Below are 11,801 nucleotides of genomic sequence, written 5' to 3'. Positions count from 1 at the left end.
CTTCTGCTCCCGATCCGACCCAAGGCCCAAGCTCTCGACGGCATCCTACGGGCGCGGCCCGCGCCACCCGCTGTGGGAGGATCGGCCGTACCTTCGCCGTACACACGATGAACACAACGTCGCACCCACAAGGAGCGTGCCCATGTCCGCCAATCCGATCGCCGAGACCGTCGCCACACTGATGCCCCGCGCCAAGACGGAGCTCACGGAGCTGGTGGCGTTCCATTCGGTGGCGGACCCGGCCGTGGCTCCGAAGAGCGAGTGCGAGGCGGCCGCGAAGTGGGTGGCCGGCGCCCTGGGCGCTGAGGGCTTCCAGGACGTGGCGCTGCTGGACACCCCCGACGGTTCGCAGTCGGTGTACGGACTGCTGCCCGGCCCCGAGGGCGCGCCGACCGTTCTCCTGTACGCGCACTACGACGTGCAGCCGATGCTGGACGAGTCGGCGTGGGTGAGCCCTCCGTTCGAGCTGACCGAGCGCGACGGCCGCTGGTACGGGCGCGGGGCCGCCGACTGCAAGGGCGGCTTCATCATGCACCTGCTCGCCCTGCGCGCCCTCAAGGCGAACGGCGGCATTCCCGTCTCCGTGAAGGTCATCGTCGAGGGCTCCGAGGAGCAGGGCACCGGCGGTCTCGAGCGGTACGCCGAGGCGCACCCGGAACTGCTGCGCGCCGACGCGATCGTGATCGGCGACACCGGAAACTTCCGGGTCGGGCTGCCGACCGTGACGGCGACGCTGCGCGGTATGACGATGGTCCGGGTCCAGGTCGACACCCTCGGAGGGAACCTGCACTCGGGGCAGTTCGGCGGTGCCGCGCCCGACGCCCTGGCCGCGCTGATCCGTGTCCTGGACTCGCTGCGCGCGGAGGACGGCTCGACGGTCGTCGACGGGCTCGCGGCGGACGCGGCCTGGGACGGACTGCAGTACCCGGAGGACGACTTCCGCAAGGACGCGAAGGTCCTGGACGGCGTCGGGCTGATCGGCCACGGCACGGTCGCCGACCGGATCTGGGCGCGTCCCGCGGTCACCGTCATCGGCATCGACTGCCCGCCGGTGGCCGGCGCGACGCCGTCGATCCCGGCGAGTGCCCGCGCGCAGATCAGCCTTCGGGTGCCGCCCGGACAGGACGCGGCCGAGGCGACGAAGCTGCTGTTCGCCCACATCGAGAAGCACACGCCGTGGAACGCCCGGGTGAGCCTGGAGCAGGTGGGCCAGGGCCAGCCGTTCCGTGCGGATGTGAACAGCCCCGCGTACACGTCGATGGCCGAGGCCATGCGGATCGCGTACCCGGGCGAGGAGATGCAGTCGTCGGGCATGGGCGGCTCGATCCCGCTGTGCAACACGCTCGCCGCGCTCTACCCGCAGGCCGAGATCCTGCTGATCGGGCTGAGCGAGCCGGAGGCGCAGATCCACGCGGTGAACGAGAGCGTGTCGCCGCAGGAGCTGGAGCGGCTGTCGGTGGCGGAGGCGCTGTTCCTGCAGAACTACGCGGCCTCGAAGCAGGGTTGAGCCTCGGAGGACGATTCAGCCTCGAAGCAGGGTTCAGCCTCGAAGCAGGGTTTGGGTTGACACTGCAACCGCATGTGGGTGACCGAGTCAGGCGTCACCGTGCGGCAGCTTGTCCGTCAAGGATCCAGAACCCGACGGGCCCGTGAGGGCAGAACGTGGGAGGACCGGTCGGCACCCAGCACCACCGGTCTTCCCACAGACCTCGCAGGGTCGGAGGGGTCGTGGGGTTCACCACGGCACCGACCGAATCACGCACGTCCTGTCACGGAGCGGAAAACGCGCCGCCCGGACCCATCGGAGATCGAGCACGTCTCATTGCTGCCGAAAGGGAGGTCGTCTCGACCGGTGACCGATGGCGCCGGTAGACGCGGCGTGGCGGCGGTCGAATGACAGCGGTTCACCCATGGGACCGCAGCAGGGGTGTGGGTGAGGTTCCACCGCGTGATCCTCGACCAGCTCGGCGCCAACGAGGCCCTTGGGCTTGCCCAGCACGCGCGGTAGGTCACCCGCGGTGACCGGTGACCTGGGCCATGTGACCGTTCCGGTGGCACGCATCGGTCGAGGCGCACGTCGGTGTGTGTGACCGACGCGTGCAACTCCCCCAGGCGGGTCGGTCCCGCCGGTTCGGGTGGGCCGGCTGCCGAGGCGGACCGACCGCCGGCGTCGCCGCCGCGGCTGATCAGGTCCGGCTCCTGAAGGGGGCCGAGCTGATGGGCGACCGATCCGGTGCTGGAGAGGCTGACCGGCTCGCCGATCCGGCGGATCGTCGGCCCCTCGCGGCACCGGCGGAATGAGCGACAGTCGGCGGCGCGTTGGCGGGGTGTAGGGCGAGGAGCACTGGAGCACCGACGTGACACCTGCGACCAACACGACGCCACTGGCCGAGAGGGTGCGGGCCTGGCGCCGGTCGGCGCCCGGTCCGCTGTGGCTGGTGGGGCCCCTGGTGCTGATCGTCGCCATACCGGTGGCCGACCGCTTCCTGCCGCCGGACATCCATCTCGCCCACCTGCTCGTCGTGGCCCCGGCGGTCACCGCCGCCGTCGCGGGGCCGCGGCTCACCGCGCTGATCGGCGGACTGGCGGTGGTGTCCCTCGTCGTCGCCGGGGCGGAGCGGGGGACCCTCACCACCGAGAGCGTCCTCGTCGAGCTCGCGTCCCTCGCGGCGCTCTCCGCCCTCTTGGTGCTCTTCGCCCTTCTGCGGGACCACCGCGAACTGGAGCTGCGCCGGGTGCGCTCGGTCTCCGACGCGACACAGAGGGTCGTCCTGCGCCCGCTGCCGGACCGGGCCGGGCCGGTGTCCATCGCCTCGGAGTACCGCAGCGCCGAGGCCGACACGCGCATCGGCGGCGATCTGTACGCCGTCGCCCGCGCCTCCGACTGCACCCGGCTGGTCATCGGGGACGTACGGGGCAAGGGCCTCGCCTCGATCAGCGACACCGCGATCATGCTCGGCGCCTTTCACGCTGCGGCCCACCGCCAGCCCCCGCTGCCGGAACTGGTCGAGTATCTGGAGTGCGCCGTCCGGTGGGGTCTGGCGGCGTTCTCGGAGTGTTCGGGTTCCGAGGCAGACGTCGGGGAGCGCTTCGTGACCGCCGCGGTGGTGGACATCCCGGACAACGAGCCGGTGGTCCACGTGATCAGCTGCGGGCATCCGCCGCCCCTGCTGCTGCGCAACGCCACCGCAACCGCGCTGAGTGTGCCCGACCCCGCTCCGCCCCTCGGTCTGGGCTGGCTGTCCGACGGCTCCTACGTCCAGGCGACCTTCCCGTTCGCCTACGGGGACCGGCTCCTGCTCTACACCGACGGTGTCAGCGAGACCCGCGACGGGCAGGGCGCCTTCTATCCGCTCGCCGAGCGCGCCGCCGCCTGGACCGACGAGGCGCCCCGACGACTGGTGCAGAAGATCACGGCCGATCTCGAGGCGTACGCGGCAGGTCCGCTGGACGACGACATGGCGATGATCGTCGTCCAGCGGAATGAGGCACCGGCGGTCTGAGCGGGCCCTCGAGTCCGCGCCGTCTCCACCCGTCCCCCTTCTCCAACGGCGCCAGCAGGCCCGTCATGTGGTCCAGAGCCCTATCCATGGCTCCGACCTGCCAGAACGTCTCGCGAACCGAACTGGCTACCCTGCTGCGCCCTCGGACCATGCCTCGATCTGCTCAACCGTCAGCGACTGATCACACTGTCGGACCGGCGACCAGCGGCGGCAACCGTCGCACCACATGCGGTTGCAGGGGGAAGCGCACCGCGAAGCTCGCGGAGAGCTGACATCCGTGTGGCGGGCCCACGGAGCACGTACGTTCGCCGCATGGACGTCAGCGAGGTACTGCCTCAGCTGCACATGTTCCGTTCCCGATCGGCCAGGCCTACCTCTGGCGCGACGGTGACGAGCTCACCCTGGTCGACGCGGGCCATGTGCGTGCCGCCGCGGACGTCGAGGCCGCGGTGCACGACCTCGGGCTCGACCCCACGGGTGTCCGCCGGATCGTCCTGACCCACTGCCATCGCGATCATGTCGGCGCGGCCCGGGAACCCGCGGACCGGTACGGGGCGGAGGTGCTCGCACACCGGCTGGACGCGCCGGTGATCCGCGGCGCTGCTCCCGTGCCCGAACCCGTGCTGCTCGACTGGGAGATCCCGCTGTACGAGCATGGGCTCACCGTGCCCGAGGCGCCGCCGACCCTGGTGGACCGGGAACCGGAGGACGGCGACGAGCTCGCCTTCGGCGGCGGGGCCCGGGTGATGCACGTCCCGGGCCACACCGACGGCTCGATCGCCCTTCATCTGCCGCGCCACGGTGTGCTGTTCACCGGGGACGCGGTCGCGTCCGTGGGGCAGGTGATGCTGCGCGTGTTCAACGTGGACCGCGAGCGGGCGAAGGCGTCGATGCGCCGACTGGCCGCGCTCGCGCCGTCCACCCTGTGCTGCAGCCACGGTGACCCGGTGACGGCCGACACGGCGGCGGCACCGGGCACCTGCTGAGACCGTCCGGAGTTCGATGACGGACGGACACCCGGGCCGACCGCACGGTACCGGGCACACCCCCGAGGTCCTGGGCGGAGCCCCGGTTCGGAAAGGATTGGGGTGGGGGCAACGCCGCCGCAGGCACCCCACCCCGTGGGCTGCCCGCACAACGCCGGTGCGGCCCCGGCCGCGTCACCCCACGGGCACGCCGGCCTCCAGATTGAGCACCGTCCCGCGCTCCCGGGCGCGCAACGCCCACCGCAGCCGTTCGTAGCGGACCGGCGGCAGCATCCCCGCCGCCTCCTCCTCCGACGCGAACCGCCACCCCCTCAGCTCCGAACCGGGCAACAGCACCCGCGCGGCCGCCTCGCCGCTGAGCCGCCCACCGTCGAAGAGCATCCGCAGACCGCCGTAGCCGGGGGGCCGCGGCGGCTCCCAGTCGACGACCAGCAGGCGGGGTACGGCCTCGAGGTGGATGCCGATCTCCTCGGCGACCTCGCGCATCCCGGCACGCGCCGGGGCCTCGCCCTGCTCCACCACTCCGCCGGGGAACTCCCAGCCCGGTTTGTAGGTGGGGTCGACGAGCAGCACCCGGTCCTCGTCGTCGAAGAGGAGCACCCCGGCTGCGAGGGTCTCGGCGGTCGGCTCGGGTGTCTGCACGATCTCGCAGATCCCGGCGGCGCCGGTGCGTACGGCCTCCGCGACCGCCTCGGCGGTCTCGCGGGGTGTCAGATACGAGGTGTCGACGACATGGGCGTCGGCGGTGAGCCAGCCGAGTGCGTTGCGGTAGGGCTCGATGTGGTCGTACGCCCATTGCCGCACGCGCTGTTCGGCGTCGGGGATGTCGGGTTCCTCGCGTTCGGCGATACGCCTTCGCAGGATCGTTTCCTCGGGGGCGAGAAGGACATGGCGGACCGGTATTCGGCGGGAGGCGAGCCCGCCGAAGATCTCGTCGCGGTACTCCTGTCGCAGCACCGTCATGGGCACGATGAGCACGCCGCCGACCTCGGCGAGCAGCGCGGCGGCCGCGTCCACGACCAGCCGGCGCCAGATCGGCAGGTCCTGATGGTCGGTCACTTCGTCGAGGCGCTTCTGCGGCAGGAGATACCGCAGCGCACCACCGATCACCTCGGGGTCGTACACAGTGCTGTTCGGGATCAGATCGATCAGTTCGCGAGCGGTGGAGGTCTTGCCCGCGCTGAACGCACCGTTGATCCAGACGATCACGGTTCCCCCTCTTCCGTAGCCCCCAGTGGACTGCCCGCAACACCCTGCCACGGAAACCCGTGTCACCGGATGAGTCGGACGGGCCGGGTCCGTACGAGCAACGGCCCGGCGGGGCCCGGCCGTAACAGATCCGGAGGAAGCGTCGTTGGGGAACACGACGACGAGGGGGGTGCGCAGATGCGCCGCAGGGTGCTGGAAGTGTTTCCCGCCGGGGGACCGTGGGGCAGCCGGCCTGCGGAGGAGTTCGCGCGGGCCCGGCGTGACGAGGGCCTGCCGGCGGAGGTCGTGATGGACCTCGACACGGACGCGTTCCTGGTGGTCGTCCCCCACCAGCCGACGGAGGGCCGGCACCCGCGCGGCTGACCTTGCCCGCGCCGGGCTCAGCGCGTCGGAGCCGGGCTCGGCCTCGGCCCGTCGGCTCCGGCCGCGGTGCGTCAGCTGTCAGAGCCAGCAGTTCGTCCACCGACCACTGGTCGTAGACGTGCTCGCCGTACTCGGCTGCGACGACGCGACCGTCATGGGCTATCAGGAATTCGGCGGGCAGCCCGAGCCGGACGCGGGGGTGCGGGGGCGGAGACCCCGGTTCGGGAAGGGGCGGGGCGGGGAAAGGCCCGCCGCAGGCACCCGTCCCCCTCCCCGGAGTCAGCCGTTCAGCGTCGCCGCCGCCTCCCCGCGCAGCGCGGGCGACGCGGCCGCCGCCGCGCCCAGGAGGCCCGCGTCGGTGCCCGTCAGAGCAGGGGCGACGACGATGTTCTGGACGAACGACAGCGTGGCGTAGCCGTGCAGGGCCCGTCGCAGCGGAGTGAAGAGGACATCGCCCGCACCCGCCACTCCCCCGCCGATGACGGCGATGCGGATCTCCACCAGAGTCGCGGTCGCGGCGATCCCGGCGGCCAGCGCCTGCGCCGCCCGCTCGAAGGAGGCGACGGCGACGGGATCGCCCGCCGCTGCCGCCGCTGCCACGGCGGCAGCCGAGGTGTCGCCGTCGGGCCCCGGCCGCCAGCCGTTCTCGATGGCGCGGCGCGCGATGTTGGGACCGCTCGCGATCCGCTCCACGCACCCGCGCCCACCGCACGGGCAGAGGTCTCCGTCGAGGTCCACACTGATGTGGCCGATGTGGCCCGCGTTGCCCGTCGGCCCGGGGTGCAGCTTGCCGCCCAGGACCAGCCCGCCGCCGACGCCGGTCGAGACCACCATGCACAGCGCGTCGTCGTACCCGCGGGCGGCGCCCTGCCAGTGCTCGGCCGCGGTCATCGCGACTCCGTCGCCGACGAGTTCGACGCGGAGTCCGCCGGAGGCGGCACGGACCCGGTCCACCAGGGGGAAACCGCGCCAGCCTGGCACGTTGACCGGGCTCACCGTGCCGGCGGAGGCGTCCACCGGCCCCGCGCTGCCGATGCCGACGGCCGTCGCGTGCAGCCACAGCGGCGACGCCGCGAGCTCGCCGAGTACCGACTCCACCGCCCGCATCACGGTCTCGCCGTCCTCGCGTGCCGGGGTCGGCCGCTGGGCCCGAACGAGAATCCTGCCGCTGCTGTCCACCAACGCTCCGGCGATCTTGGTGCCGCCGATGTCGAGCGCGGCGACGAGGTCGTTATGCATCGGTGAACGATCTCCAAGGGACTGGCAGTCAGGACGGAGCGGTTTCGTTGACCAGTCTCCATTGCCCTGACAACGTTGTCCAGGGCCTATGCTCGACGCCACAGCGTTGCACAGCACCGCACGTGTCCGCAGGGCCCACCGCCAGGCGCCCACAAGGGGCACCCCGACGACGACAGGACAGCGCACCGTGGCCGAGTTCGCCCGCCGCCCCGAGACCGTCCGCTACGGCACCCGGCCCACCATGAAGGACGTGGCCGCCCGTGCTGGAGTGGGCCTCAAGACGGTCTCCCGGGTGGTGAACGGCGAGCCCGGCGTCACTCCGGACACCGAGCGGCGCGTGCAGGAGGCCATCGAGGCGCTGGGCTTCCGGCGCAACGACAGCGCACGGGTGCTGCGCAAGGGCCGTACGGCGTCGGTGGGGCTGGTCCTGGAGGATCTGGCCGACCCCTTCTACGGTCCGCTGAGCCGCGCCGTGGAGGAGGTCGCCCGGGCCCACGGCGCGCTGCTGATCAACGGGTCCAGCGCGGAGGACCCGGACCGCGAGCAGGAGCTGGTGCTCGCGCTGTGCGCCCGCCGCGTGGACGGGCTGATCGTGATCCCGGCGGGTCACGACCACCGCTATCTGGAGCCCGAGATCAAGGCGGGCATCGCGACGGTGTTCGTGGACCGGCCGGCCGGGCGGATCGACGCGGACGTCGTCCTGTCGGACAGCTTCGGCGGCTCCCGGGAGGGCGTTGCCCATCTCGTCGCACACGGGCACCGCAGGATCGGGTTCATCGGCGACCAGCCGCGCATCCACACCGCCACGGAGCGACTGCGCGGCTACCGCGCCGCGATGGAGGACGCGGGGCTGCCGGTCGACGAGCGGTGGGTCTCGCTCGGGTCCACCGATCCCGAGCGCGTCACGTCCGCCGTGGAGGCGATGCTCTCCGGGCCCGACCCGGTCACCGCGATCTTCGCGGGCAACAACCGGGTGACGGTGACGGCGGTACGGGTGCTGGCGGGGCGCGAACAGCCGGTCGCCCTGGTCGGGTTCGACGACATCGAGCTCGCCGACCTGCTGGGCATCACCGTCATCGCGCAGGACGCGGCGGCGCTGGGCCGCACGGCCGCCGAGCGGCTGTTCCGCCGGCTCGACGGGGTGGCCGAGGAGCCGACGCGTGTCGAGCTCACGACCAGGCTGCTGGCGCGGGGGTCGGGCGAGGTGCCGCCGCCACTCTAGGGCGGCGCCTGCGGCGGGCCTTCTCACCGCTCCGCCCCTTCCCGCACCGGGGCGGCTCCGCCCCCGACCCCCGGACGTGCCTGGTGCCGTCGAGTGGGCAGGGTGCCCGTCGGCGGTCCGTCCTCGAACGCGCCCGTCAGCAGACCCGGAAGCCCGGGACGGGGTGGTCGTTGTCGCCGCCCTTGATGTGGACGACGCCGACGCAGACATCGGTGCTGCCGCTGTCGTCGTCGGTGCGCGCCCACCAGACGGTCGTCCATCGGCCGTACGTCTCGCGGCGGCCCAGGTCGGCCTGGCAGGGGAAGCAGTTGGTGCCCGCGTTCAGGACGCCCGTCTCGCTGCCGGAGTGGCTGTACGGCTTCGCTGTCCGCCAGACCTCGCAGTTGTGCTTCCCACCACCGATGGAGTGGCACACCGGGGCGGGCGACGGGGCGCCGCCGCCACCGGTGGTGGCGCTGCCCGTGGTGGTGCTCCCGCCGGTGGTCGTGGAGGCACCACTGCTGCCGGAGCCGCCGCCTGAGTCCGAACCTCCGTTCCCGCCGCCTCCGGTGGCGGCACCGCCGTCGGGCCCGGTGGGCTGCGAAGCACCGCTCTCAGCAGGCCGAGAGGAGCTCCCGGCGGCGAGCTGCCGACCATCCGGCGGCGTCGACGAAGGGGCCGCGGCGGCGCTGCCCGCCGCTGCGTCCCGCACGGGCCGGTCTCTCTCGACCAGCGGGCTGTCCCTACCCGGCTGGCCCTGCAGGGCTGTTCCTGCAGGGCTGGTCCTGCAGGGCTGGTCCTGCAGGGCTGTTCCTACTGGGCCGTTGCCGTGAGGTCGCCGCGCCGAGGCCGCGCGAATCCGTCGAGCTCCTTGCGGCTCAGCCCGGTCAGGCGCGTGACCTCGTCCTCGTCGAGCGCACCGCAGTCGAGCCCGCGCAGCAGATAGCCGCTCAGGGCCTTCGCGGTCGCGGGCTCGTCCATGATGTCGCCCTCGGTCTTGGCGACGTACGCGGCGAGGCGGGCCGCGGCGGCCTCCACGCCCTCGCGGTAGAAGGCGAAGACCGCGGCGTAACGGGTGGGAAGGTGGCCCGGGTGCATGTCCCAGCCCTGGTAGTACGCGCGGGCCAGCGCACGGCGGGTCAGGCCGTAGTGCAGCCTCCAGGCCTCGTGGACGTGCTCGGTGGAGCCGACGGGCAGCACGTTCGTGGAGCCGTCGGACACGCGGACGCCCGTGCCGGCCGCGGCGACCTGCATGATCGCCTTGGCGTGGTCGGCGGCCGGGTGGTCGCTCGCCTGGTACGCGGCGCTGACGCCGAGGCAGGCGCTGTAGTCGAAGGTGCCGTAGTGCAGACCGGTGGCGCGGCCCTCGGCGGCGTCGATCATCCTGGCCACGGTGGCGGTTCCGTCGGCGGCGAGGATGGACTGGCTGGTCTCGATCTGGATCTCGAAGCCGATCCGGCCTGCGTCCAGGGTGTGGGCCTTCTCGAAGGCTTCGAGGAGCCGGACGAACGCCCTGACCTGCTCGGGGTAGGTGACCTTGGGAAGGGTGAGGACGAGGCCTTCCGGGAGACCGCCGTGCTCCATGAGGCCGGTCAGGAAGATGTCCGTGGTGCGGATGCCGCGGTCGCGTACGGCGGCCTCCATGCACTTCATCCGGATGCCCATGTACGGCGCTGCGGTCCCGGTCTCGTACGCCCCCGAGATCAGCCGGGCGGCGCGGGCGGCGTCCGCGTCCTCGTCACGGCCGTGGTAGCCGTCCTCGAAGTCGACGCGGAGGTCCTCGACGGGCTCGCGCTCCAGCTTGGCCCGTACGCGCCTGTACACGGGCTCGGCGAGCTCGTCGGACAGGTCGAGTACGCGCGCGAGGGTCGCGGCGTCCGGCGCGTGCTCGTCCAGCGCGGCGAGCGCCTGGCCGCCCCAGGAGTGGATGGTGTCGGAACCGAAGGCGTCGCCGGGCACGTAGACGGTGTGGATGGGCTGGCGGGTGCCGGGGTCACCCGGGTAGCGGCGGGCGAGCTCCGCGTCCACCGGTGCGAGGGAGGCGCTGATGCTCTCGCTGACCGCGCCGGCGAGGCTCGTCGCCACCTTCTCGTGCTGACCCATTACGACACCCTCCACACTCTCGCCACTTCCGCCTGCCGGAATCAACAATCCGCATGGTGAAGCTATCCGGGTGACTGACCTGCGTCAATGGTCTCCTGGAACGGCGTGGGGCCGCGCGGTGTGGTGCACCGTGCGGCCCCGGGGGGTGGTGTGTCGTGGTTCAGCCCTTGCGGGTGTTGATCTCCTCGGTGAGCTGGGGGAGGACCTGGAAGAGGTCGCCGACCACGCCGTAGTCGACCAGGTCGAAGATCGGGGCCTCGGCGTCCTTGTTGATGGCCACGATGGTCTTGGAGGTCTGCATGCCGGCCCGGTGCTGGATCGCGCCGGAGATACCGGAGGCGATGTACAGCTGCGGGGAGACGGACTTGCCGGTCTGGCCGACCTGGTTGGAGTGCGGGTACCAGCCGGCGTCGACGGCGGCACGCGAGGCGCCGACCGCGGCGCCCAGGGAGTCGGCCAGTGCTTCGATGACGGCGAAGTTCTCGGCGCCGTTGACGCCGCGGCCGCCGGAGACCACGATCGCGGCCTCGGTCAGTTCCGGGCGTCCGGTCGACTCGCGCGGCGTGCGGGCGGTGACCTTGGTGCCGGTGGCCTGCTGCGAGAAGGACACCGGCAGGGCCTCGACCGCGCCCGCGGCCGGGGCCGGGGCGACCGGGGCCGAGTTCGGCTTCACGGTGATGACCGGGGTGCCCTTGGACACCCGGGACTTGGTGGTGAAGGACGCGGCGAACGCGGACTGCGTGGCCACCGGACCCGCCTCACCGGCCTCCAGGTCGACGGCGTCGGTGATGATGCCCGAACCGATCCGCACCGCCAGCCGGGCGGCGATCTCCTTGCCCTCCGCCGAGGACGGCACCAGCACCGCCACCGGCGAGGTCGCCTCGTGGGCGGCCTGCAGCGCGTCGACCTTCGGCACGACCAGGTAGTCGGCGAACTCGGGGGCGTCGGCGGTCAGCACCCGCACGGCACCGTGCTCGGCGAGCGTGGCGGCCGTCGCCTCGGCGCCGGCACCCAGCGCGACGGCGACCGGCTCACCGATACGCCGGGCCAGCGTCAACAGCTCCAGGGTGGGCTTGCGGACGGCACCGTCCACGTGGTCGACATAGACGAGAACTTCAGCCATGGAACGTCTTCTCTCCTGCTTACGAAGCTTGCGAAGTGTGAAGGGCGGTTGAGGCGTTGAACCTCATGAGGTGA

Annotated in this window: 9 protein-coding genes and 1 pseudogene; 5 read left to right on the top strand and 5 right to left on the bottom strand. The window is 72.3% G+C overall.

What is annotated here, in order from left to right; genetic code table 11:
- Positions 1 to 142: 142 nt before the first annotated feature.
- The 3 genes and pseudogenes from ACWCP0_RS27325 to ACWCP0_RS27315 all read left to right on the top strand — a co-directional run bounded on the left by ACWCP0_RS27325 (position 143) and on the right by ACWCP0_RS27315 (position 4,489).
- On the top strand, positions 143 to 1,507 hold the full coding sequence (locus ACWCP0_RS27325; RefSeq protein ID WP_451081430.1) for a M20/M25/M40 family metallo-hydrolase: 1,365 nt from the start codon (positions 143 to 145) through the stop codon (positions 1,505 to 1,507).
- An 850-nt stretch (positions 1,508 to 2,357) separates the two neighbouring features.
- A complete protein-coding gene (locus tag ACWCP0_RS27320; protein WP_451081429.1) occupies positions 2,358 to 3,503 on the top strand; it encodes a PP2C family protein-serine/threonine phosphatase in 1,146 nt (381 codons plus the stop codon).
- Between the two features lie 312 nt (positions 3,504 to 3,815).
- A pseudogene (locus tag ACWCP0_RS27315) lies at positions 3,816 to 4,489 on the top strand (MBL fold metallo-hydrolase).
- A gap of 174 nt (positions 4,490 to 4,663) precedes the next feature.
- On the opposite strand, the gene ACWCP0_RS27310 reads toward ACWCP0_RS27315, so the two are convergent.
- A complete protein-coding gene (locus ACWCP0_RS27310) occupies positions 4,664 to 5,698 on the bottom strand; it encodes an NUDIX domain-containing protein (RefSeq protein WP_451081428.1) in 1,035 nt (344 codons plus the stop codon).
- A 177-nt stretch (positions 5,699 to 5,875) separates the two neighbouring features.
- Here ACWCP0_RS27310 and ACWCP0_RS27305 point away from each other — a divergent pair, with 177 nt between their 5' ends.
- Complete coding sequence (locus ACWCP0_RS27305) at positions 5,876 to 6,061, top strand: hypothetical protein (RefSeq protein ID WP_451081427.1); 186 nt, start codon at positions 5,876 to 5,878, stop codon at positions 6,059 to 6,061.
- Between the two features lie 279 nt (positions 6,062 to 6,340).
- Here the strand turns inward: ACWCP0_RS27305 and ACWCP0_RS27300 are convergent, their stop codons facing one another.
- Entirely contained in the window at positions 6,341 to 7,300 is a 960-nt protein-coding gene (locus tag ACWCP0_RS27300; protein WP_451081426.1) for an ROK family protein, read from the bottom strand.
- Positions 7,301 to 7,487: 187 nt separating this feature from the next.
- Between ACWCP0_RS27300 and ACWCP0_RS27295 the strand changes: the two genes are divergently transcribed.
- Positions 7,488 to 8,522, top strand: a complete 1,035-nt coding sequence (locus ACWCP0_RS27295; protein ID WP_451081425.1) for a LacI family DNA-binding transcriptional regulator — start codon at positions 7,488 to 7,490, stop codon at positions 8,520 to 8,522.
- A 136-nt stretch (positions 8,523 to 8,658) separates the two neighbouring features.
- Here the strand turns inward: ACWCP0_RS27295 and ACWCP0_RS27290 are convergent, their stop codons facing one another.
- The 3 genes from ACWCP0_RS27290 to ACWCP0_RS27280 all read right to left on the bottom strand — a co-directional run bounded on the left by ACWCP0_RS27290 (position 8,659) and on the right by ACWCP0_RS27280 (position 11,727).
- Positions 8,659 to 9,213, bottom strand: coding sequence for a hypothetical protein (locus tag ACWCP0_RS27290; RefSeq protein ID WP_451081424.1), 555 nt, complete (start codon positions 9,211 to 9,213; stop codon positions 8,659 to 8,661).
- 101 nt (positions 9,214 to 9,314) lie between these two features.
- Entirely contained in the window at positions 9,315 to 10,604 is a 1,290-nt protein-coding gene (locus ACWCP0_RS27285) for a DUF6986 family protein (RefSeq protein ID WP_451081423.1), read from the bottom strand.
- 160 nt (positions 10,605 to 10,764) lie between these two features.
- Positions 10,765 to 11,727, bottom strand: coding sequence for an electron transfer flavoprotein subunit alpha/FixB family protein (locus ACWCP0_RS27280; RefSeq protein WP_451081422.1), 963 nt, complete (start codon positions 11,725 to 11,727; stop codon positions 10,765 to 10,767).
- Positions 11,728 to 11,801: the final 74 nt, after the last annotated feature.

It is taken from the genome of Streptomyces sp. NPDC001970 (assembly GCF_053594115.1).
This window is presented reverse-complemented; position numbering and strand designations above follow the sequence as displayed.